This window comes from Acinetobacter sp. ABJ_C1_1 (genome assembly GCF_044684115.1).
Classification (GTDB): domain Bacteria; phylum Pseudomonadota; class Gammaproteobacteria; order Pseudomonadales; family Moraxellaceae; genus Acinetobacter; species Acinetobacter nosocomialis_A.
In genome coordinates this window covers 40,471-63,810 of sequence record NZ_JBITPU010000006.1, presented here as the reverse complement: position 1 = coordinate 63,810, position 23,340 = coordinate 40,471, and the positions used below count along the sequence as shown (strand labels likewise).

Below are 23,340 nucleotides of genomic sequence, written 5' to 3'. Positions count from 1 at the left end.
CAATGTAATAAGGAAAAATGATTCATGGCGAAAAATACAGACAAAGCCCAACTTGCACTTGGGGACCACGCAGCGCGTCAACTGGCTAATGCGACCAAGACAGCTCCCCAACTTTCCACGATTACTCCCCGCTGGCTGACTCACTTACTTCAGTGGATTCCTGTTGAAGCAGGTATTTATCGCCTAAACCGTGTCAATAATACCGATGATATTCAGGTGGCTTGTACACAACGTGATGAAGCAACTTTACCTCAGACTTTTGTTGATTATGACCCAGAGCCACGCGAATACTTTTTAAATGGTGTATCTACTGTTTTAGATGTACATACACGCGTTGCCGACCTTTACAGCAGCCCACATGACCAAATTAAAGAACAGCTTCGCTTAACCATTGAAACCATTAAAGAACGTCAAGAAAGTGAGCTTATCAATAACCCGGAATACGGTTTACTGGCAAGTGTGACAGATGACCAACGTATTTCGACTTTAAATGGCCCACCTACTCCTGATGATCTTGATGATTTGCTACGTAAAGTCTGGAAAGAACCGGGATTTTTCCTAGCACACCCTGATGCGATTGCAGCATTTGGCCGTGAATGTACACGCCGTGGTGTACCGCCTCCAACGGTTAGTCTGTTTGGTTCGCAGTTCATTACATGGCGCGGAATTCCACTTATTCCATCAAATAAAATTCCTGTAGAAGATGGCAAAACTAAAATCTTGCTGCTTCGTGTTGGTGAAAAGCGTCAAGGGATTGTTGGTTTGTTCCAACCGGGTCTTGCGGGTGAACAGTCACCGGGGCTTTCAGTACGTTTTATGGGAATCAACCGTAACGCGATTGCGTCGTATCTAATCTCGTTATATTGCTCACTTGCAGTATTAACAGACGATGCTTTGGCAGTGTTAGATGATGTGGAGGTGGACAAATATCATGACTACCCAGTTAACTACAAGTAATCTGCAAGGTAGTCCAACGGGGCCTGAAGTGACTGGTGTTAACCCACCAGCCAACTTCCCTGATGAGTCCACCATTGCTCGACTTGCTAATGAGTTTTTTTCAGCAGTGCCAAGCTCAAGCAGTTCGACTTCTCCATCGGGCCTTAACTTGGATTTACCTGTCGGAGCACCACCGCACCCACCACAACCGGGTGAACCATTTTCTGCACTCAGTGGTCGTGCGCCCAATATCGCCTTTCAGAAAAGTCTCAATCCGGAATATCCTGAGCATATTCCAAATTTGCCCGACTACCCTGAACGCCGAATTGTAGCGTCTGCGCCTGTGGTTGGTGGAGCTAATTTACCACGCCCACCATTTGAACCACATTTGCCACAAGCTGCTCATAGTGAACCAAATGTGCCACGCATTGAACCAAACTTACCAACGGGTGCTGGTGAATCACCTTATTATTTTTTAAATGATTTTTCTGCCCCCAATGCAACAGAACCATCTGTTAAAGGTGTTGAAGACAATTATTCGGTTGCGCAGTCTTTTCAGTTGCCACATGGTGACCAGCTAAAGTCCTTACTGACGGAAGATCGTTTTGCAACGAACACGCCTACCCAAAGTTCAGCAAGCTCTGCATTTTATTTTTTAGACTTGCCTCAAAGTGGACAAAGTTATAGCCATTATCAACCATCACAACCAATCTTTGTGGCAAGCAGTGCGCAACCACTCGATGTACATGCCATACGTCGCGATTTTCCAATTTTACAGGAACGCATCAACGGTCGACCTTTGGTCTGGTTTGATAATGCAGCGACCACACAAAAACCGCAGCGTGTGATTGACCGGATTGCTTATTTTTATCAGCATGAAAACTCAAATATTCACCGTGCTGCCCATGAGTTAGCGGCTCGTGCAACTGATGCCTATGAACATGCAAGAAATGTAGTTGCCCGATTTATTGGTGCCCCCTCTTCTAAAGAAATTATCTTTGTTCGAGGAACAACCGAAGGCATTAACCTGATTGCAAAAACATGGGGTGAGCAAAATATTGGTGAAGGTGATGAAATTATTGTTTCTCACTTAGAACACCATGCCAATATTGTGCCTTGGTATCAACTCACTAAAAAAACTGGAGCGAAATTAAGAGTCATTCCTGTGGATGACACGGGCCAGATTATTTTAGAAGAGTTACCAAAACTGATTAATGAACGCACTAAACTGCTGTCAATTACTCAAGTTTCGAATGCTTTAGGTACAGTCACACCTGTTGCTGAAGTCATTAAAATTGCCCATGCCAAAGGTGTACGCGTTTTAGTTGATGGCGCGCAATCTGTTTCGCACATCCCTACCAATGTACAAGCTCTCGATGCAGACTTTTTTGTGTTCTCTGGACATAAAGTATTTGGGCCGACGGGCATTGGTGCGGTCTATGCAAAACCAGAGTTGCTAGAAAATATGCCTGTTTGGGAAGGCGGCGGTAACATGATTCAGGATGTCACCTTCGAACAAGTAGTTTACCAACCTGCACCAAACAAGTTTGAAGCTGGAACTGGAAACATTGCCGATGCTGTTGGTTTAGGTGCTGCACTTGAATATGTAGAAAGTCTAGGCATTCATAACATTGCTCGCTATGAACATGATCTACTCGAATATGGTCAAAATGCGCTGAGTAGTGTGTCTGGTTTACGCCTGATCGGAACGGCGCATCACAAAGCCAGTGTGATGTCCTTTACTTTACAAGGCTATTCAACCGAACAAGTCGGTAAAGCTTTAAATCAACATGGTATTGCTGTACGTTCTGGCCACCACTGTGCACAGCCGATTTTACGTCGTTTTGGTGTAGAACAGACTGTGCGTCCGTCTTTGGCTTTTTATAATACGACTGAAGAAATTGATTTATTGGTGTCAGTGTTACATCAACTGACGCGTAATAGGCGTAGCAATTAAATCTATTTGTAGAAAAGACTGCTTTTGAGCGGTCTTTTTTTATAATTAATTTGCCATCATTAAAATTCAATTTTTCAATGAGGAAACTATTAAAACTCAAATAGTCCTAGCACCACATTTACTCGAGCAAAAGTCGTCTGCAACCTGCGTAGCATCAAAAAGATTCTGTTTCTGTGAAACACTAGTTAAATGAAATAAGTCGACAGGTTTTGCAGATGACAATGCTTTTGCTTACTTTGAGCGAAACCAAAGTAAGTCCAGCCGAAGGCGACTGAAGAAATTAAAACTTTAAGCGATAATACTCTGTCGTGCTATGCAATAGTTCGCAGATGACTTTAGGTTGAGCTAAAAATTATTAGTGGTTATCACGGCGGAGTCTTACCGTTTTTGTCTCCAAAAAAAGTAGCTAATTCCATTACTTTTTTAAAAAAGTAACCAAAAACTTTCTCATCCACAGAACCTGTTCTCTGTTTTCATTTTTCAAAAAATATTGCAAATACATTATCTTTATAAATTATGGGCAGGCTGTGGATGAAATTTAGCACGAGCAAATGCAAGTATGGACTCCGTTGTGCTAGTCTAAAAACTTGCAGATGACTTTAACCTGAGGAAATATCAATAGATATCCAACTTAATTAAACAATCCCCAAATCAATCTCAATGCAATTCCAATCAACAACAATCCCATCACCCTCTCAAAATAAACCCCAAACTCCAAAAATCTTTTACGTACGATAGGCTGTGCAAACAGTACACTCACCACCATAAACCAGATAGCATTGACCATACACATCCACACTCCATAAAAAACCTGAACTTTCATTGGTGTGGTCGTACTTACAACCGTCGTAAAAATTGCCAGAAAAAAGATAGTGGCTTTTGGGTTTAATGCATTGGTAAGAAAACCCATAGTAAAAGCTTTAAATAAACTTGGCGTATCACCGTTTGCTTGGCCATTAATTTCAATATTAGTATTCGGCTGGCTACGTAAACACTGCCATCCTAAATAAATCAAATAAGCTGCCCCTGCTGTTCTGATCAGTGACATGAGCCATTCACTTTGCTGAATCAAAAAGCCAATACCAACAAGTGTATAAAACACATGCACTGAAATCCCTACACCAATACCAATTGCGGTTAGACATCCAATTAAGTAGCCATAACGTACACTTTGTCTTACCGTAATCACAAAATCTGGTCCCGGTAAAATCACCGCCATAAAGTGAATAAGAGCTAGCGTTAAAAACTCATGCCCATACAACTGCCACATAACAATTTAGTTTCCTGAAAATCACCTAAAAGATTGTATTGCGATTTTTTAGACGCGATAATCCAATTAAAATCCAAATAACTTTTGCCTCATGAGCACAAATCAAAGTCTGGTTCTGTTAAATGAAATGGCGACCTTCGTTAAGGTGGTCGAGTCAGAAAGTTTTTCCGAAACTGCAAGACAACTTGGCACCACACCTTCCGCTGTTAGTCGTGCAATTGCTCGTTTAGAACGTGCTTTAGGTACCCGCTTACTCTATCGGACCACACGGAAACTTCGTTTAAGTGAAAGTGGACAACAGGTCTATCAACGTTGTTTAGATATGGTGAATGCTGCGCAAGCAGTCATGGAAAGTTCGGGCCAATTCCATGTCGAACCCGAAGGTATTATTCGCATGAGTGTTCCGAAAGCTGTGGGACATTTTATGATTCACCCACATTTGCCCGAATTTTTAGAACGCTACCCGAAAATTGATATACAAATGCTTTTAGAAGATCGTTATGTAGATCTCATTGATGATGGAGTCGATTTAGCACTTCGAATTACAGAGCAACCACCGGGTGGCCTTATGGGTCGAAAACTCATTGATATTGATCACTTGGTTTGTGCTACGCCTCAGTATTTGGCCAAGCATGGCATACCGAGCCACCCTCATGATTTAAAGCAGCATGAATGTATTTACTTAGGTGAACAAGCCAGTGACTCAAAATGGAAATTTCAGCAAGGAAATAAATCGATAAGTGTTGCCGTACGTGGTCGTTATGCAGCAAATCATACGGGTGTGCGTTTGAGTGCTGCATTACAGCATTTAGGTATTGCGAGCTTGCCGTACTTCGTTGCACGCCATGCTCTACAACAAGGTACCTTAGTTCAGGTTTTACCAGATTGGTATTTTAAGACCTATTATAGCGGTGGGCTGTGGTTACTCTACCCACCGACACGGCATGTCCCGCCTAAATTGAGTGTGTTGATTCAATATTTGGCAGATAAATTAGCAGCAGAGCCGACTTTATTTAAGTTAAAGTAATATAAAGTCAAAGAATTAGCACGATTGAATCCTACCTTTAAACTCTAAAGCAATCAGCTAATTCTGTTACTTTTTTTGGAAAAAGTAACCAAAAAACTTTCTCATCTACAGAACCTGACCACTGTTTACATCTATAAAAAATATTGCAAAAACATTACCTTTATAAATTATGGGCAGGCTGTAGATGAATCTTAGTTCGAGTAAATACTATCTAGAGTTCTAATCATTAGAGGTTATTAGCACGATTACTCAACCAATAAATCTTTTGGATTAATCGTATCGCCATAGACTGGTTTTAAAGTTTTTTCATAAGCTTGATGAATCACGCCTTCTTTTGCCAGTTTCTCTAAGTCTTGGTTCAACCAGTCCAGTAACTCTTTATCGCCTTTTTTCACTGCTGGTGCAATTAAGTCCTGCTCACCTAAATTGGTAATGCCAACGGTGTAATTTGGATTTTCTTTAGCCCAAGCTAAAACCAGCAAGTTATCATGGGCAAGCGCAGCACCACGACTATCTTTTAAAGCATCAAAAGTTTCAGTGTTTTGTTCATACTTTTGTAGTTTAATTTCAGGATGAGTCTTGGTGAAGAATGAATCAGCCGTTGTACCTTTATTTACCAACAAAGTTTTATCTTTAAGTTGAGCCACATCAGTAATCGGATGGCTTTTAGGAGAAACTACGCCCAAAGCAACCTTTAGGTAAGGCTTAGCAAAATCGACCACTTCTTTACGTTCAGGTGTAACGGTAAAGTTTGCAAAAATAATATCGACTTTATTGGCTTTTAAATATTCAACACGATTAGCCGCTTCAGTTAAAACAAACTCAACTTTGTTTTCATCACCCAACAAGTCTTTAGCGACATGCTTAGCAATTTCTACATCAAAGCCCTGATTTTTACCTTGAGCATCTAAATATCCAAACGGCGGTTTATCACTAAATACGCCAATTCGTACCACACCATTCTTTTTGATCTGTTCAATACTTGACGTAGTTTGTGTGGTATCGGCCGTTTTTTCAGTAGACTGACTTCCTTTGTCACATGCAACTAAACCTAAACTCAGTAAAGATGCAGCTAAAATATGCTTCACGTTTTGAAATGTTAATGTTGTCATTATTTCACCCTATCGTTCTTGTAAAAGTCTTATTTAGAATCGCAGCGCCTACTTTTAGCCACTGCTCTAGCGATATCGAAAATTATTGACCTACATCTAAAAACACATTCGGATTGACTGAGTCACCGTAAATTGGCTTCAAGGTTTCATCATAAATTTTCTTAATTTCACCACTTGTTCTGAGCTGCTTAATTTCAGTATTGAGCCAATTCAATAATTGGGTATTGCCCTTTTTAACTGCCGGTGCAATAAACTCTTGATCACCAATAGACTGTATACCTGCAACATAACTTGGGTTCTTCGCGGCCCACGCCAAAGCATAAGTACTATCTTGTGAAATTGCGTCACCACGACCGTCGGTTAAAGCTTTGAAGGCATCCGAGTTTCTTTCAAACTTGAGTAAATTCACTTTCGGATAGTGCTTGGTAAAGTAGGTATCTGAACTTGTGCCTTTATTTACAATTAAAGTTTTACCTTCTAATTGGGCAATGTCCGTAATCGGCTTGGCTTTAGGTGAGACAATCCCAAAAGCCCCTTTTAAATAAGGCTCGGCAAAATCGACAACTTCCTTACGTTCAGGGGTTACTGTAAATGTCGCGAACACCACATCGGCACGATTTGATTTTAAAAACTCCACCCGATTTGAAGCTTCAGTCACAATAAACTCAACTTTCTTTTCATCACCAAGCAAATCTTTAGTCACCCGTTTTGCTAGAGCCACATCAAAGCCCTGATTATTCCCCGCACTATCTACATAACCAAACGGCGGATCATCAGCAAAAACAGCAACGCGTAGAACTCCATTTTTTTTGACTTGTTCTAAAGAATGGTCTTCTTGAGCATTACTTGCCTGTTCAGTTGATGGTGTTTTACTACATGCAGTTAATAAAACCCCAGCAACGGCAAGACTGCTTAATATTTTTATTGAATTACGTTTAAACATTCACTTCCTCATGATTCAAATAATAAAAATTTAGTACGACAAAATATTTAAGAAAGCTTTCGCTCGTTCTGTTTTCGGCTGTTCAAAAAATTCTTCTGGTGAAGCCTGTTCAATAATCTTGCCCTTATCCATAAAAATAATGCGGTCAGCAACCTTGCGTGCAAAGGACATCTCATGTGTCACAATCAACATGGTCATTCCTTCATTCGCTAATTTGAGTACTACATCGAGTACTTCCCTAACCATTTCTGGATCAAGCGCAGCAGTAATTTCATCAAGTAAAATCACTTGAGGTTGCATGACCAGTGAACGGACAATAGCTATACGCTGTTTTTGTCCGCCAGAAAGTTGTCGTGGATAATCAAGTTTTCGCTCATATAGCCCCACTCGCTTTAACAACTCATCTGCTACTTGTTCAGCTTCATCACGGTGGCGTTTTTGTACTTTAAGTGGCCCAAGCAAAATGTTGTCAATGACGTTCATATGCCCAAATAGCTCATAGTTTTGAAAAACCATGCCAATTTTTTGACGAGCATTAGTCCAGTCCACATCTTTGCCCAAAACACCTGAGCCAGTTAAACGAATTTCGCCACCCTGAATTGGTTCTAAGCCGTTAATACAGCGCAATAAGGTACTTTTACCGCAGCCCGATGGGCCTAAAATAACAACCACCTCTCCTTGTTCTACATCCAGATCAATGCCCTGTAAAATATGACTTTGTGCAAATGATTTCTGTAATTGTTGTATCGATAACAAAGGCATAATTACTCCCAGACCTTTTCTAAATGTGCTGCCAAACGAGATAAGGGATAGCAAATCAGAAAATACAAAATAAAAATAAAGCCATAAATCCAAAGAGAAGCGCTCGGCACGGTCAACAGCGAATTTTCAATAATTTGCTGGCCAACTTTAATGACCTCGACCACACCAATCAGGACTGCTAAAGAGCTGGTTTTCACCATTCGGGTAAATAAGTTAATCGCGCCTGGTGTTACTCGTTTTAGACTTTGCGGAAAAATGACGTAGATCAAAGCTTGAACATGAGTTAGTCCGAGCGCATAGGCTGAATCACGTTGATGCTGATCAATCGAAGTAATGGCTGCACGAACCAAATCGCCCATTTCTGCCGTACCCCATAAAACAAATACAACAATGCATACCCACATTGCTGAAAACTGCCAGTTAAACCATGTCGCAAAGCCAAAATAAAACACAAATAGCAAAACTAAAATTGGAATGATTCGGATCGCTTCTAGATACAAACGGCACAGCGCTTTAACGACTATATTTTTAGAAGTCATAATGACGCCGAAAACTGTGCCAAAAATTGCAGAGAAAAACACCGAAATAAAAGCAATTTTTGCAGTTGCCCAAAGTCCCCACATTAAACGTTCGAGGTGACTCGCTTGAAATAGATAATCAAGTTCCATGGCTCACCTTCCGACTTCTGTGCTCCAGATAACTGGTTAAAATAGACACGGGCAATAAAATAATCAGATAAGCCATGATAAGTAAGAACAAAGCTTCGGTGGTTTTATAGTCCATACCAATTAAGTCTTTGGTGACAAAAAGCAGCTCAACGACAGCAATGGCACTCACCACAGAACTTTCTTTAATTAGAAATAGGCAATTTGCCCCTATTGCCGGAATTGAAATGGCAAGCGCTTGAGGGAAAATGACATATCTAAAAATTTGAGTCGGTTGTAGACCAATACTTTTTGCTGAGTCAATCTGCCCTTTGGCCACCGACTGCAAACCTGCTCGGAAAGCTTCAGCCATATAGCTTCCACCTAAAAAAGTCAGTCCGATCACACCGCAAGTGAAACCATCGATTTTGATACCGAGTTTTGGCAAACCGTAATACAAAAAGAACAGTTGAATTAATAAAGGGGTATTTCGAGATAACTCAATATAGAACTGGGCAATTCTATTTAGCACCCGCACGCGATATGTGATTAAAATGCTGCAAATCAGCCCTACAATAATCGCCAAAATAATGCTGATAATTGAGATTTTCAGCGTGGTCAAAGTTGCAGAGAAAAATTGCGGCAACACACTATGGATATACTGCCAGTTCAAGGAAAATTCCAACAAATAATATTAAAACGTTATAAATATTTAGCTTTCATCAGCCATTAAATATTTGTGTAACGAGTTTATTTTTTTCCCAATTGGTCTAAAACTATTTTTATTAGATAAGCTTTTCTATAAGTTTGATAAATTCGAACTGGCAATCGAAAACCTTCAAATCAGTTGGATACAACTGCTTAAAACATATTCACTAAAACAAAGATGAATAATAAAATCAATAAAAAATCGGACACCAATGCCCGATTTTTATTAAATGATTTTCAATTTATTGCTTATTTTCTAAGTACATCACCAATACTTGGGTCTTTATCAAAAACCGATTTAGCATATGGGCAAAGCGGAATTACTTTTACGTCTTTTTCACGAACAAAGGCAACCAAAGCATCAAGTAATTGGCGACCTACGCCTTGTCCACGATAATTTTCGTTTACATCTGTGGCATCAATAATTAGCATGCTTTCGCCTGCCCATGTATAAGTCATTTCGCCTGCAACGGTTTCACCATCAAGTAAGCTAAAGCTGCCGTGTTTTGTATCATCTTTTTGTTGAATATTCACAATGAATTCCTCATATTACAAATCGTATTTATTTAGAAATGACTTTGTATAATCTTTATCTATAAGAACAAATTTAACTGTAAAAAAATAGCCTGTTTTTAGCAGTGAGTCTGTATGCTTTTTAAATACAATTCATGCATAAAACTCATAATTCTATTCGTAATTCAGCGTCTAATCCTCTCAAATCATTACTGTTAAGCTCTGCGACCAGATTTTATTCATTTCATTTATGAAAATTCAATGGTTTTGAGATTGGAACTTTTATGTCTTCTTTTCATCAAATTGAGCAAAGCACATATGAACATTCAACACCTGCCTGGGGTGCCGTCTTTGTAATGTCGCTCTGCTGCACAGTATTAATTGCATCTGAGTTCATGCCCGTAAGTTTACTCACCCCCATCTCTTTAGATTTAAATATGAGTGAAGGCCAAGTGGGTCAAGCAATTGCAATTTCTGGTATTTTTGCTGTTATTACCAGCTTATCGATTAGCCGTGTATTTAAAACATGGGACCGACGTCATATCATTTTATTACTCACCCTACTGATGATTGTCTCTGGCATAGTCATTACATTTTCTCATTCTGCGGCTTTGTTTATGTTGGGTCGTGCAATCTTAGGCGTAGTTATTGGTGGTTTTTGGGCAATGTCGACATCAATTGTCATGCGACTCGTTCCTCCACTTTCAGTACCTAAAGCACTCGGTTTATTAAATGGTGGAAATGCGCTAGCCACCACAATTGCAGCGCCATTAGGTAGTTTTTTGGGTTCAATTATTGGCTGGCGCGGTGCTTTTTTTGTATTGTCCCCATCGCGATTGTTGCACTTATTTGGCAATTTAAAAGTATGCCCTCTCTTCCAGCAATCATATTGGCTGAAAAATCTAAAAATCCATTTGGTTTACTAAAACGCCCAATTGTACTTTATGGGATGACAGGAATTTTATTGCTGTTTATGGGCCAATTTGCACTATTTACCTATTTACGCCCATTTCTAGAAACCGTTACTCATGTCGATGCGACAATGCTATCCATTTTATTATTAATATTAGGTTTAGCAGGTTTAATCGGTACATTTGTAATTAGTTTAATCCTTCACCAACATGTTTATCGTTATCTGATTCTTATTCCATTGATCATGGCAGCAATTGCTGGAGCTTTTGTGTTTGGTGGTGAACATTTATGGTTTGTTACCATATTGATGGGTTTCTGGGGCTTTATTGGAACGTCAGCACCTGTTGCATGGAACACATGGCTTGCCCAAACACTACATCAAGATGCCGAAATTGGCGGTGGTTTGATGGTTGCGATTATTCAATTTGCAATTACTCTAGGCGCAACTATAGGCGGATTATTATATGACTCACATGGCTATAGCACCACGTTCTATATGAGCGCAACTATCTTGCTATTAGGCGCGATTACTGCTTATGTTACATGGCATAAAAGCTTATTAAGTCATTATTCATCATAATTTTAGATTAGCTTTGATATGGTTTGCGTCCACTTGAAACTGGGCGCAATGGGATACTTTGTCCATATTCTTCCCACCACTTCGTCAATGCAGCCATAGTAGGAGCAAGTCCTTGGGCCTTTTGGGTAATACCATATTCAACACGAGGTGGCACTTCGGCAAAAATAGTACGAGAAACCAACCCATCAGCTTCAAGCTCACGAAGCTGTACCGTCAACATATGTTGAGTAATACCCGGAATAGCTTTTTTCAGTTCACCAAACCGGTGAATACGCTGATTGAGTAACCATAAAATTTCAAGTTTCCATTTACCTGAAAGTAAAGAAAAAGCTCTACGCATTTCATCATGCATATTAATTTTATCACCCTCATTAGTCTGGTTTTCCATACTAACCATCACTTTTTCATCCTACTTGTTCTTTTTCATCTTAGGCGACATTCTTATAAAAGTCGATATAAAGCACTTTGGAAAAGTTCAATGAATACTGTTTATTTATACTGGTTAAGCACAGGTTTACTCTCTTTGCTTTATCTTATTTCAGCAGTCACATATCTCACAAAAAAAACTTGGGTCGAAAAAAAATTTTCCGAGTTTGGCTATCCTTCGTATCTCATACCTATTCTAGCGATAGTGAAAATTCTCTCTGTCATTATTTTACTTTTACGGTTCAACATTGCTTTGAGTGATTTGATCTATGCAGGCATGTTTTTCCACTTATTACTCTCAGCTTTAGCACATATTGGTATACGTAAATCGCCAAATGCACTTCCAGCAGCTTTAGGTTTGATATTCCTTATGATCTCTTTCATTACCCAAAATACTGCAAGAGAAACTACTTCTCCTTATTTCACTACTGCTTCTCCAGATTTCATCATTTCTGAAAGAAATAAGCACAAGCAGTAATAATCAAGCAAATGGACTCTCACAATTCTTATATCTAAAGAGTAATCTTATGAAAAAAATGAAACTAACCCTTTTCGGTGCCACTGGGAAAACTGGCAAATATTTAATTGAGGAAGCCTTAATAAGAGGTTTTGAAGTTACCGTATTTGTGAGAACACATACTATATTTGATCATCCTCATGTCACAATTATTAGAGGAGATATTAATGATCAGGATATGCTTAAGAAAGCGATCCAAGGTACTGATGCTGTACTTTCTGCACTAGGACCTACTTCATTTCATCATCCAATGAATACACCTATTACAAAGGCCATGGAATCTATTATTAATGTAATGAAACAAGAAAATATTCAGCGTTTAATTGCCATCTCAACAGGAACCGCAAAAGATCCAAATGATGGTTTTGACTTTAAAATCTGGTTTCCGGCTCTATTCATCAAATTTTTAATGCGTAATGCTTATACAGATATTATTAAACTTGCTAGCGTAATCAGAGCCTCAGATCTCAATTGGACTATGGTCAGAGTAGCATTTTTAACAAATCAGTCTGTTTCTACCCATTTAAATATTGGTTTATATGGCCATACAAAGCACAAATGGTATATTTCTCGACAAAATGTCGCCAAATTTATGCTTGATCAAATTTCTAAAACCGACTTTATTCAGCAAGCGCCTGCTATTAGTTGATTTTAATCCAAGGAAAAAGTTGGTAATTGATTGCAATCTACTCACGTAGCACATCAATAACCAACCGTAATGCAGGTGAAAGTTGTCTGCGATGTGGATAGTACAAATGGTATCCGGGAAACTGGATACTGTACTCTGCTAAAACTTGAATCAGCTTCCCTTCTTTTAGATCTTCTCGAATCAAATCTTCTGGAATATAAGCAAGTCCAAATCCAGCTCTAACCGCCTCGACGATATCGTAGCTTTCATTAAATATCCATTGCCCCTGAATTTTGATTTTTGTCTCTTGACCATCTTTCACAAATTCCCACGCATACACGCTGCCTTGTGTGGTTAAACGATAGCCAATACATTGATGATTGATTAAATCTTTAGGAGTATTAGGAATTCCATATTGTTCAAAATATGCTGGTGTTGCTATTACCGCCATTTTGACATCTGGACTAATACGTACTGCAATCATGCCATCAGCTACGCGGCTTCCGAAACGAACGCCTGCATCAAAGCGCTCTGCCACAATATCGATCATCCCACTATTGGCAGTTAGTTCAACTTGCACATCTGGGTAATCACCAGCAATCTTTTTAAGTTTTGGAATCAGCACTTCTCGTATCGCATGGCTGCTAGCATTAATCCGAACCGTACCAGCGGGTTGGTCTCGAAATGAAGTTAAAAGTGATAATTCATTATCAATCTGATCGAAGCTAGCACTAATTGTTTGTTTCAACCTTTCGCCTGCTGCTGTAGGTGAAACACTACGTGTGGTTCTGGTCAGGAGCAACATTCCCAAACGTTCTTCTAAACCCCGAATCGTATGGCTTAGCGCAGATTGTGAAATTCCCATTTTCCCAGCAGCCTTAGTAAAACTACCCTCCCTTGCCACCATTAAAAAAGCATAAAGATCATTATAGTTTTCTTTATTTATCATCTGCTTTATCTCTTATTGGGGAGTCAACCTCATTATAAAGGATAAAACTATTCATGAATATTACTCATAAGTCCATGTTTGTTTTTTAGACTAATTATTAAAAAGAAGATTCGTTAAAATCCATATCAAGCAGTAAATCTGAAGATTTAAATAAACTGAGGCGATTATTATGAGTCATTTTATTATTGTAAAAAATTAATAAATTCCACTCATATCTTTACGTTAAAGAATAAATAGCTTCATTGCTTTTATGTGCTTTTTCTTAAAGAAGCGAGGTGAATTGATATGGTTAGTTATAAGTTTTTTAAAGGCTTAGTCAGCCTATGTGTTTTGTTCTCAGTGACTTCCGCTTCTTATGCAATAAAGCCTCAAGGTAAAAATCAACAAAGGGGATCGATGATGAAAATCCGTATTGATATTGAAGGAACACAGCAACCTCTATTTGCCACATTAGCTATAACACCTACTGTTGAAGATTTTATCAAACAGCTTCCACTGACATTAACACTTAAAGATTATGACGCTACCGAAAAAATAGCCGATCTACCCACCAAGCTAACTACACAAAACGCGCCTGATGGTTATGCGGGCAAGGCTGGTGATCTTACCTATTATGCTCCGTGGGGTAATCTGGCTTTTTTCTATAAAGACTCAGCTGTTGGTTACGCGAATGGCCTCATTTTTCTTGGGAAACTTGATGCTATTCCCCACGCATTCAAGCAAAAACAACCCATCAAAATTTCAATTTCCCAAATCGAATAAGCATCTATCTATTCACTCATTCACATTGTTTAAGTTGAGGTATTTATGACGACATCTCCCTTATTTAAAAAGCTTAAAACCCATACAGTGGTTGCAATTTGTGCAGCAACTATTGGTCTATTTTCTTCAACTTCAGCTATGGCGGCCGATATGTCTAATGGTGCAAATAATTTTTATCAAAGTCAGCAAGTGACTATTCAAAAAGTGACTTTTAAAAATCAATACAACATGGATATTGTCGGCAATCTGGTTATTCCCAAAAATTTGAATAAAAAGACTAAAGCCCCTGCAATTATAATTGGTCACCCTATGGGGGCTGTAAAAGAGCAAAGCTCTATGCTTTATGCACAAAAACTGGCTGAACAAGGTTTTGTGACCTTAGCAATTGATCAATCATTTTGGGGTGAAAGCGCGGGCCAACCAAGAAATGTTGTGGCACCAGACATTTATGCAGAAGCGTTTAGTGCCGCTGTAGATTATTTGGGAACACAATCTTTCATTGATCCTAATAATATTGGTGTACTGGGTATTTGTGGAAGTGGGAGTTTTGTCATTAGTGCAGCAAAAATTGACCCGCGTATGAAAGCGATAGCAACTGTCAGCATGTATGATATGGGCGCAGCAAACCGCAATGGCTTACGTCACTCACAAACCCTAGAGCAGAGAAAGCAAATTATTGCAGAAGCCGCTGCACAGCGTTATGTTGAGTTTAAAGGTGGTGAAACCAAATATACCAGCGGAACTACGCATGAGCTAACAGCAGATACACACCCTATTCAACGTGAATTTTACGACTTTTATCGTACTCCACGCGGAGAATATACGCCTAAAGGCTCATCGAGAGAGCTTACAACCCACCCAACTCTCACCAGTAATGTCAAATTTTTAAACTTCTACCCATTTAACGACATTGAAACGATTTCACCACGTCCGATGCTGTTTATTACAGGTGATCAGGCTCATTCAAAGGAGTTTAGTGAAGAAGCTTATAAACTCGCAGGCCAACCTAAAGAACTTTACTACGTTAAAGGTGCTGGACATGTCGATTTATATGATCGGGTCGATCTCATTCCATTTAATAAATTAACCAGTTTCTTTAAACAAAACTTGAAGTAATACAGATGATAGAGGCTCAACACGGGCCTCTAGCTTTTTAATTAACTTAATGAAACTCTTGCACCAGACTATTAATATGCGCCACCGCAGCAGTTCGGTTTTCAACGCAAAGTTTTTCAAAAACATGCTCTAAATGTTTATTCACTGTCCGTGGACTCAGCTCCAAAATTTCTGCAATGTCTTTATTGGTTTTTCCTAACAACAACCAGTGCATGACTTCTGCTTCACGTTGAGTCAACTGCGGGCAATATTTTAAAATATCAGCCATTTCCAAAGCTGGCGTAGTTGTCTTGATCTGTATCAGATAATTTTTTGCCACACTTGGCTCGGTCTCCCACGGCGTAAGCAATAAAAGCTGTAATTGCTGAGATGGTGTCGAATAAGAACAACTGGTTAATTTTTTGGGGTCTTTTTCATTTTCCAAGTCTGAAAACCAAGCTTTTAAGCCTGCTTCAAAACCTTCTAATTCAGGTAAATATTGATTTAGTAGATCACTAGCCTTTTGGGTTTTCCAAACAATTTTACCGTGAACATCTAGCGCAAGAATGGCTGTTTCCGTTGCATCAATCACCTGTTTCTGTTGTTGCAATAGTTTGGCATGTGCCAAATGTGTTTTTACTCTTGCTAATACTTCTTCAATATTCAGTGGCTTAGTTACGTAGTCCACCCCGCCGACCTGAAAACCACGCACAATATGCTCTGTCTCAGACAAACCTGTCATAAAAATAACGGGAATAAACTGCGTAATTGGACTCGCTTTAAGCTGTATACAACTTTCAAAACCGTCCATATGTGGCATATTGCCATCAAGTAAAATCATATCTGGTAAGCATCGGTGTGCAATTTCAATTGCACTTAATCCATCGGTTGTGACAAGCACGCGATAACCTGCCTGATCCAGACTTTCATGTAACAAGCCTAAATTTTCCGGCACATCATCCACAATCAGAATAACAGCCTGCTCGTTTGGCGAAGCTTGCTGAAAAGAAACATGTTGCGTACTCATTGCTTATCCTGAATTAACCGTTGGGCATGTTTTAAATCAAATTTTTGAATCGCCTGTTCAAGCTGTTCCCATAACTCGTTATGCTTTGGAAAATTTTGACGACATTGCGTTAAAGTCTGTTGAATTCCTCTAATATAACCCTGCCCAATCAAATCATTTAACTGTTGCAAGGTTTGCGGTAAATCGAGCAGATCATTATTTTCAGGTTGTGTAATTGATGTATGAACAGTGGCTTGCTCTTGCTTAAACACTTTTACATCCAATGCTTGAACTTCATTATTTTCAGGGAGTGCATCTGATTTGGAATCAATCCATACTAAGCCTAACTTGTCTCCAATTTTGCTCAGCAACAAATTAAGATCGATTGGTTTTAGCATAAAATCTTCACTTAAGACGGCGTCTTGTGGATTGACTTCGCGCTCTCCTGCATTCGCTGAAATAATTAAGATCGGCACATTGGTAATATTATTCTGACGCAATAATCGTGCTGTTTCCCACCCGCCCATCAAAGGCATATTTAAATCCATCAAAATCAGGTTCGGCTGAAAAATAGGTACACGTCTTAAACAATCAATGCCCGACTCGGCTTCTTCAATCATAAATCCCAAAGGTTTGAGAAAATTAGCAACCAAACCTCGGTCCACAGCTTCATTATCGACAACTAAAATTCGTTTTCGCTCGCCTTGATAACCCGTAATCTGGTTGGAGTAAACATTAGAAATCGGATGAACCACTTCTTTTGAAGGTAAGTAAAACTTAATCTTAAATTGTGAACCCTGATTAAGCTGGCTACTTACAGATAACTGCCCACCAAGTAAATCGACTAATAATTTTACAATGGGTAGGCCTAGCCCTGTTCCGGTAAATCCGCCTTGAACCACATTACTGCCCCGTTCAAACGGATTAAATATTCGCTCTAAATCTGCTTCTGCAATACCACATCCTGTATCTTTAATTTCAAAATAAGCCGTTTGAAACCGGTACTCGACTTTTAAAGTAATTGTACCGCTCGTCGTAAATTTTAAAGCATTACCCAGCAAATTGATGAGCACTTGCTCTAAGCGTTTTTTGTCGGTACGGACATAGTGCGGCAGGTTATCTCCAATTTCATAAACAAACTGTAAATTCTTCTGTTCAAACTGCGGCTGGAACATTTGAATAATCTGTTCAATGAAATTTGGGAAATGAACGTCCACTACATTTAAAGAAATCTTGCCTGTTTCAATGCGTGCTAAATCTAGTAAACCATCAATCAATGAAGTCAAATGCTGCCCACTACGGCTAATCACACCGAGCGCCATTTTGCCTTGTTCTGAAAGCTGCTCTTGTTTTTGAAGCAATTGGCTATAGCCCAAAATACTATTTAGAGGGGTTCTTAGTTCGTGGCTAATGCCAATGACATAACGGCTTTTTGCATCATTTGCTCGCTCTGCCGAAATTCTGGCATCTTGCAGGTCTTTTGAAGTGACTTCATGGGCAGCAATTTCATCAATCAATAATGCTGTTTGCTGATGCGTTTCGATTTCGGCATTACGTCGGCTTTCATCGTTTAGTACTAACCACCATGCTGCAACACTCATCAATAAAAATAAAATGGTGTAAATTTTTACAAACAGCGTGAATAACTGCGGAACGGCTGCCGCATTAATGGTTTCTAAGTAGGTTTTTTCTTGGATATAAACCAGACTTAAACTCACTGCCAAAACGATCGACAGCCCTAGAGTCAACAATAGATACAAACTGACCCTGCTATTTAAACGACTAGCCCAACGTTCTGGTAAATAGTGCCAAATGGCTTTTTTGAGCTGTACCGACCAACGTGCATCAGGTTTACATAAATCGTGACAGCGTGCTTCAAGTGAACAGCATAGAGAACAAATCGTACCGTTATAAGCTGGACAGCCCGCCATATCGGCAAGTTCATAGTCCCGTTCACATACCACACAGTTAGCAACCGACGTCGCCTGAATTTTTTCAGGCTGGCGTGCAATGTAATATTTGCCTTTGGTTAGGTAAGCAATAATAGGAACGCATAACACCGCACTCCCCAAAGCAATGAAACTCGCCAAACCTTTCGCCATGAGACCGAAAAAGCCCAAATAACTCAGCATCGATAACACTGAAGCAATCAGTAAAGCGCCCACGCCTACGGGGTTGATGTCATATAAGTAAGCACGGCGAAATTCAATTCCTTTCGGGCTTAGACCTAAAGGCTTACAGATAATTAAATCGGCAACGACGGCACCAATCCATGCCAAAGCGATATTGCTATATAGTCCCAAAATGCGTTCAACCGCATGGCTAATTCCCATTTCCATTAAAACAATGGCAATAAACACGTTAAAAAGAAGCCAGACAATTCGTCCCGGATGGCTATGAGTTAAGCGCGCAAAGAAGTTAGACCATGCCAATGAACCAGCGTAGGCATTGGTCATATTAATTTTAATTTGCGCCAAGCAAACCAGTGCTAGAGTCAATATTAACGCTAGCTGAGGATTTGGAATAAACTGCTGATAAGCAACCCAATATAAATAAGTCGGATTGTCTAGTTCAGAGACAGGAATAAACAGCTGAAAAGCCAACACCATCAGCAGCATGCCCATCAAAACTTTTAAAAATCCAAAAATAATCCAAGATGGACCACCTAAAAAAACGGCAAAACGCCATGCAGTTCTATTCTTTTTTTTTTGCGGTAAGAAACGTAAATAGTCGGCTTGCTCACCAATTTGGATCACAAATGAAAAAATAAGAGTGCACGCCGCACCAAAGTAATACAGATTAAAATCGGTCGAGTTTGAAACTGCCCCAACAAAATGCAGACTACTACTTAAAATTTGTGGTTGTTTCCAAAGTACAAAAAACCACGGTAATAACAGCAATAAGAGCCAGATTGGCTGAGTGACTGCCTGAACTTTGTTAATAAAACCAATGCCTTTGACTACTAAAGGCAAAATCACTAATGCAGAAATTAAGTAACCGATAACTTGCGGAATGCCTAAGGCAAGCTCAAGAGCCATTGCCATAATTGCGGCTTCAAAGGCAAGCAAAATAAAGGTAAAGCTGGCATAAATTAGAGATGTAATGGTCGAGCCAATGTAGCCAAAACCTGCACCACGAGTAAGCAAATCGACGTCTACATTATATTTTGCGGCGTAGTAACTAATCGGCCAACTGGTTAAAAATATGATGGTACATACGACAATTGCTGCCCATAACGCATTGCTAAAACCATATTGCCAAAGCATGGTTGCCCCAATGGCTTCCATCGCTAAAAAGCTAACTGTCGAAATTGCAGTATTGGTTACCGTCCAAGGCGACCATTTTCTTACTGAGGTGGGTGCGTAGCGAAGCGCATAATCTTCTATACTTTCATCTGCCACCCAAATATTATATTCACGGCGTGTTTTGATCACACGTTGTGGCGCTTGTTGGGGGCGTGAAGAATCTGGCATAACACTCATGTTTGGCATGTGGCTGCATTAAACCCAGCAATCCTTATGCCAAAAGTCATTTATCATGGCGATTTTTTCTAATACGCACATATACGCAAAATAACGTATTTTCAATTTTTCCCAAAAATCACACACTCAAAACCATCAAAAAACAATGATCAATATTTGTGTTGATTGACCGAAAATGATTGGGAGATTGATGTTATGAGTGTATCTGAACATCCAAATCTGGACACTGTGCAAGGTGCAGATTCACAAAAAGCAGTGAATGAAACCTTAGAAGATTATACTTTACGTTATGCTCCACACAGCTTTCGGCGCTGGAGTCCCAAAGTTGTTGCTATTACTGCACTTGGTGGTATTGCCTATCTTGCTGACTTTTCTATTGGTGCCAGTATTGGTATGTCTTATGGAACAACCAATGCTGTTTTCTCCATTTTATTTGCAGCGATTATTATCTTCTTAACCGGCATTCCTTTAGCCTACTACGCAGCTCGCTATAACATCGACCTTGACTTGATTACCCGCGGCGCAGGTTTCGGTTATATCGGTTCGGTCCTAACCAGTATCATTTTCGCCAGTTTCACATTTATTTTCTTTGCCCTTGAAGGCTCAATCATGGCGCAAGGATTATTGCTCGGTTTAGGCATTCCGCTTTGGGCTGGCTATCTCATCTCAACCGTTATGGTGATTCCGCTGGTGATTTACGGCATGAAAGCCTTGAGTAAATTACAAGTTTGGACTACCCCACTTTGGCTCATTCTGATGATTGGTCCTGTGGCCTATCTGATTTACCAAGAACCTACCTTAGTTAGCCAATTTGCTACTTTTACAGGTCATGAAGGTTTTACAACCGTAGACATGGCCGCGATCATGTTAGGTGCTGGTATTTGTTTATCGCTCATCATGCAAATTGGTGAGCAAATTGATTACTTACGTTTCATGCCTGCAAAAACAAAAGAAAACAGCAAAGCATGGTGGACTGCGGTTATTTCAGCGGGTCCGGGTTGGGTGATTTTAGGGGCAATCAAACAAATTATTGGGGCATTTTTAGGTTTCTATTTACTTACTAAAATACCGGGCGTAAACAGCACTGAACCTGTTCAACAGTTTAATGCAGCGTTTCATGACATGCTTCCGGGTTGGGCTGCTTTAACACTTGCAGTGATTTTGGTGGTTATTTCTCAAATTAAAATTAATGTGACCAATGCTTACTCTGGTTCCCTTGCATGGACAAGTGCCTACACTCGTATTAGCAAACATTATCCGGGTCGTATTGTCTTTGTGATCGTAAACTTGGCAATTGCACTTGCTTTGATGGAAGGTAACATGTTTGCGGTACTGGGTAAAATCTTAGGGTTCTATTCAAACTTTGCGATTGCTTGGGTTGTAGTTGTTGCAACAGACATTTCAATCAACAAATATGTTTTAAAACTTTCACCAAAAGAACCAGAATATCGCCGTGACATGCTCTACAACGTAAACCCTGTCGGTATGGTTGCGTTCCTTGTATCAGCAGGCCTATCAATTGCAGCATTCTTCGGCTTACTTGGTAGCTTTTTGGCGCCTTACTCACCGCTTATCGCCCTTGTACTTGCCTTTGTATTAACACCAATCATGGGCTTATTAACCAAAGGAAAATACTACATCAAGTCACACGATGACGGTATTAAAGAACCACGTTACGATGCTGAAGGTACACCTGTAGCAACTGTTTATCACTGCCGTGTATGTGAGCAAGGTTATGAGCGTCCAGATATTATGTTCTCTCACAAACATAACGGCACGATCTGTTCTTTGTGTAAAACACTCGATGCTTAAATACTTTCGAAATTAAAAAAGAAGCTTTAAAGCTTCTTTTTTTTATATCTGATGATTCTTAGCCAATCGGAAATAAACGTTCAGGCACTACATCTTTCATCACAATGGTTGAGATGAGTCGTTGCACACTTGGAATAGCAGATAATTTTTCATCATACAAACGCTGAAAAGCCGGTAAATCTTTAGCGACCACATGCAACAAGTAATCTGGCTCACCAAACAAGCGCTGCGCTTGAATAATTTGTGGGATATCAATTACGGCATTTTCAAACTTCTCGACTGCCTGTTTATCACCTTCTTTAAGCGTAATAAAAACAATCGCTGAAAATTCAAATCCCACTAAGTTTGGGTCGAGTTCTGCCCGATAGCCTTTGATGGCTCCCGATTCTTCTAAAGCCTTCACTCGTCTATGACAAGGTGAAATGCTCAAGCCTACTTTTTCTGCCAATTCAGTAATAGATAGTCGGCCATTTAATTGCAATTCAGCAAGAATCTTTTTATCTGTGCGATCCATTTAGAAAAATTTACCCCAAATGAGTGTGATATGAGCAAACATTTAAAAGCACATTCTAAATACATGAGCATATTATTTTCAACAAGCTCGAATAAATAGGGATTTTTTCTAAACCACGAGCGAAACCTTTGGAAAATAGTTTGCCGAGATAAGCATATGGCTTTTAACATTTTTATTGCATTTTGGAGTGTCTCCATTCTTTTTATTATTACGCCAGGGGCAGACTGGGCCTATGCCATTTCGGCAGGGATTAAAGGCAAAGTCGTCGTACCCGCTGTTGCAGGTATGCTATTTGGGCACTTTATTACGATTTTATTGGTAGCGGCTGGTGTTGGTCTGCTTGTAGCAAATAACCCAACTGCACTCATGATCCTAACCATTGCAGGTTCTGCTTATTTGTTATGGATGGGAATAAACTTATTACTTACCCCTCCAACTCCGAACGAGTCTGGTTCTGAAAAGGCTCAGTCATGGTTAAGTTGGGCAACCAAAGGCGTTTATGTAAGTGGATTAAACCCGAAGGTTTTTTTGCTGTTTTTAGCGCTGCTTCCTCAATTTATTGACACTACTGCTTCATGGTCCGTGACAACGCAAATTCTTGCCTTTGGTATTGTACACATGATTAGCTGCGCGATTATTTACTTAATGGTGGGTTATGGTTCAGAGGCTATTTTGAAAACCAGACCACAAGCAGCACAATTAGTCGGTCGTTTTTCAGGCGGTTTGATGGTGGTTATCGCTACTTGTTTATTGATTGGGCAAATTTAAGAGTCATTGAGCAAAAA

At 39.7% G+C, this 23,340-nt stretch carries 22 protein-coding genes and 2 pseudogenes; 12 read left to right on the top strand and 12 right to left on the bottom strand.

Annotation, left to right across the window (positions count from 1 at the left end):
- The first annotated feature begins 24 nt into the window (after positions 1-24).
- Together ACG59Z_RS09415 and ACG59Z_RS09410 are read left to right on the top strand one after the other, a co-directional pair.
- A complete protein-coding gene (locus tag ACG59Z_RS09415; protein ID WP_001107594.1) occupies positions 25-957 on the top strand; it encodes a family 2A encapsulin nanocompartment shell protein in 933 nt (310 codons plus the stop codon).
- Complete coding sequence (locus ACG59Z_RS09410; protein ID WP_000211573.1) at positions 932-2,893, top strand: family 2A encapsulin nanocompartment cargo protein cysteine desulfurase; 1,962 nt, start codon at positions 932-934, stop codon at positions 2,891-2,893. The genes ACG59Z_RS09415 and ACG59Z_RS09410 overlap by 26 nt, the downstream gene beginning before the upstream one ends.
- 631 nt (positions 2,894-3,524) lie before the next feature.
- Here the strand turns inward: ACG59Z_RS09410 and ACG59Z_RS09405 are convergent.
- Positions 3,525-4,163 carry a LysE family translocator gene (locus tag ACG59Z_RS09405; protein ID WP_005132265.1) on the bottom strand — a complete coding sequence of 213 codons (639 nt, stop codon included), beginning with the start codon at positions 4,161-4,163 and terminating at the stop codon, positions 3,525-3,527.
- A gap of 91 nt (positions 4,164-4,254) precedes the next feature.
- On the opposite strand from ACG59Z_RS09405, the gene ACG59Z_RS09400 reads away from it, so the two are divergent.
- Positions 4,255-5,190, top strand: coding sequence for a LysR family transcriptional regulator (locus ACG59Z_RS09400; RefSeq protein ID WP_005132266.1), 936 nt, complete (start codon positions 4,255-4,257; stop codon positions 5,188-5,190).
- Between the two features lie 75 nt (positions 5,191-5,265).
- Entirely contained in the window at positions 5,266-5,385 is a 120-nt protein-coding gene (locus ACG59Z_RS09395; protein ID WP_001990052.1) for a hypothetical protein, read from the top strand.
- A gap of 50 nt (positions 5,386-5,435) precedes the next feature.
- On the opposite strand, the gene ACG59Z_RS09390 is transcribed toward ACG59Z_RS09395, so the two are convergent.
- The 5 genes from ACG59Z_RS09390 to ACG59Z_RS09370 form a co-directional block, all read right to left on the bottom strand.
- Positions 5,436-6,302: a cysteine ABC transporter substrate-binding protein gene (locus ACG59Z_RS09390; RefSeq protein ID WP_002057776.1), complete on the bottom strand. Its 867-nt coding sequence runs from the start codon at positions 6,300-6,302 to the stop codon at positions 5,436-5,438.
- A gap of 82 nt (positions 6,303-6,384) precedes the next feature.
- Positions 6,385-7,245 carry a transporter substrate-binding domain-containing protein gene (locus tag ACG59Z_RS09385; RefSeq protein ID WP_000476790.1) on the bottom strand — a complete coding sequence of 287 codons (861 nt, stop codon included), beginning with the start codon at positions 7,243-7,245 and terminating at the stop codon, positions 6,385-6,387.
- Positions 7,246-7,275: 30 nt separating this feature from the next.
- Positions 7,276-8,007, bottom strand: a complete 732-nt coding sequence (locus ACG59Z_RS09380; RefSeq protein WP_001130362.1) for an amino acid ABC transporter ATP-binding protein — start codon at positions 8,005-8,007, stop codon at positions 7,276-7,278.
- A gap of 2 nt (positions 8,008-8,009) precedes the next feature.
- The gene (locus tag ACG59Z_RS09375; protein ID WP_000418064.1) at positions 8,010-8,675 is read right to left on the bottom strand and encodes an amino acid ABC transporter permease; all 666 of its coding nucleotides are present in this window, start codon (positions 8,673-8,675) and stop codon (positions 8,010-8,012) included.
- Entirely contained in the window at positions 8,665-9,324 is a 660-nt protein-coding gene (locus tag ACG59Z_RS09370) for an amino acid ABC transporter permease (protein WP_001104474.1), read from the bottom strand. Before ACG59Z_RS09370 ends, ACG59Z_RS09375 begins: the two co-directional genes overlap by 11 nt.
- 64 nt (positions 9,325-9,388) lie before the next feature.
- Here ACG59Z_RS09370 and ACG59Z_RS09365 point away from each other — a divergent pair.
- Positions 9,389-9,499 (top strand): annotated as a pseudogene (locus tag ACG59Z_RS09365) (hypothetical protein); the annotation flags it as partial.
- Between the two features lie 109 nt (positions 9,500-9,608).
- Here the strand turns inward: ACG59Z_RS09365 and ACG59Z_RS09360 are convergent.
- The gene (locus tag ACG59Z_RS09360) at positions 9,609-9,893 is read right to left on the bottom strand and encodes a GNAT family N-acetyltransferase (RefSeq protein WP_001025680.1); all 285 of its coding nucleotides are present in this window, start codon (positions 9,891-9,893) and stop codon (positions 9,609-9,611) included.
- Between the two features lie 263 nt (positions 9,894-10,156).
- Here ACG59Z_RS09360 and ACG59Z_RS09355 point away from each other — a divergent pair.
- Positions 10,157-11,364 (top strand): annotated as a pseudogene (locus ACG59Z_RS09355) (MFS transporter).
- 7 nt (positions 11,365-11,371) lie between these two features.
- Here the strand turns inward: ACG59Z_RS09355 and ACG59Z_RS09350 are convergent.
- Positions 11,372-11,761 carry a helix-turn-helix domain-containing protein gene (locus ACG59Z_RS09350; protein WP_000254249.1) on the bottom strand — a complete coding sequence of 130 codons (390 nt, stop codon included), beginning with the start codon at positions 11,759-11,761 and terminating at the stop codon, positions 11,372-11,374.
- Positions 11,762-11,842: 81 nt separating this feature from the next.
- On the opposite strand from ACG59Z_RS09350, the gene ACG59Z_RS09345 reads away from it, so the two are divergent.
- Entirely contained in the window at positions 11,843-12,268 is a 426-nt protein-coding gene (locus ACG59Z_RS09345; protein WP_400198946.1) for a DoxX family protein, read from the top strand.
- 49 nt (positions 12,269-12,317) lie between these two features.
- Positions 12,318-12,956 (top strand): NAD(P)-dependent oxidoreductase, encoded by a 639-nt coding sequence (locus ACG59Z_RS09340; protein WP_400198944.1) that lies wholly within the window; start codon positions 12,318-12,320, stop codon positions 12,954-12,956.
- A gap of 37 nt (positions 12,957-12,993) precedes the next feature.
- Here the strand turns inward: ACG59Z_RS09340 and ACG59Z_RS09335 are convergent, their stop codons facing one another.
- The gene (locus ACG59Z_RS09335; RefSeq protein WP_400198943.1) at positions 12,994-13,884 is read right to left on the bottom strand and encodes a LysR family transcriptional regulator; all 891 of its coding nucleotides are present in this window, start codon (positions 13,882-13,884) and stop codon (positions 12,994-12,996) included.
- A gap of 285 nt (positions 13,885-14,169) precedes the next feature.
- On the opposite strand from ACG59Z_RS09335, the gene ACG59Z_RS09330 reads away from it, so the two are divergent.
- Positions 14,170-14,646: a cyclophilin-like fold protein gene (locus tag ACG59Z_RS09330; protein WP_400198942.1), complete on the top strand. Its 477-nt coding sequence runs from the start codon at positions 14,170-14,172 to the stop codon at positions 14,644-14,646.
- Positions 14,647-14,691: 45 nt separating this feature from the next.
- Positions 14,692-15,762 (top strand): alpha/beta hydrolase, encoded by a 1,071-nt coding sequence (locus ACG59Z_RS09325; RefSeq protein ID WP_086496744.1) that lies wholly within the window; start codon positions 14,692-14,694, stop codon positions 15,760-15,762.
- A 46-nt stretch (positions 15,763-15,808) separates the two neighbouring features.
- Here the strand turns inward: ACG59Z_RS09325 and ACG59Z_RS09320 are convergent, their stop codons facing one another.
- Together ACG59Z_RS09320 and ACG59Z_RS09315 are read right to left on the bottom strand one after the other, a co-directional pair.
- A complete protein-coding gene (locus tag ACG59Z_RS09320; RefSeq protein WP_098713387.1) occupies positions 15,809-16,768 on the bottom strand; it encodes a response regulator transcription factor in 960 nt (319 codons plus the stop codon).
- The gene (locus ACG59Z_RS09315; protein ID WP_400199077.1) at positions 16,765-20,229 is read right to left on the bottom strand and encodes an ATP-binding protein; all 3,465 of its coding nucleotides are present in this window, start codon (positions 20,227-20,229) and stop codon (positions 16,765-16,767) included. The genes ACG59Z_RS09320 and ACG59Z_RS09315 overlap by 4 nt, the downstream gene beginning before the upstream one ends.
- A gap of 195 nt (positions 20,230-20,424) precedes the next feature.
- Between ACG59Z_RS09315 and ACG59Z_RS09310 the strand changes: the two genes are divergently transcribed.
- Positions 20,425-22,041: a purine-cytosine permease family protein gene (locus ACG59Z_RS09310; protein WP_400198939.1), complete on the top strand. Its 1,617-nt coding sequence runs from the start codon at positions 20,425-20,427 to the stop codon at positions 22,039-22,041.
- 58 nt (positions 22,042-22,099) lie between these two features.
- Here ACG59Z_RS09310 and ACG59Z_RS09305 read toward each other — a convergent pair whose 3' ends face one another.
- Entirely contained in the window at positions 22,100-22,555 is a 456-nt protein-coding gene (locus ACG59Z_RS09305; RefSeq protein WP_000376211.1) for an Lrp/AsnC family transcriptional regulator, read from the bottom strand.
- A gap of 156 nt (positions 22,556-22,711) precedes the next feature.
- Here ACG59Z_RS09305 and ACG59Z_RS09300 point away from each other — a divergent pair, with 156 nt between their 5' ends.
- The gene (locus ACG59Z_RS09300; RefSeq protein ID WP_192454748.1) at positions 22,712-23,323 is read left to right on the top strand and encodes a LysE family translocator; all 612 of its coding nucleotides are present in this window, start codon (positions 22,712-22,714) and stop codon (positions 23,321-23,323) included.
- The last annotated feature ends 17 nt before the right edge of the window (positions 23,324-23,340 follow it).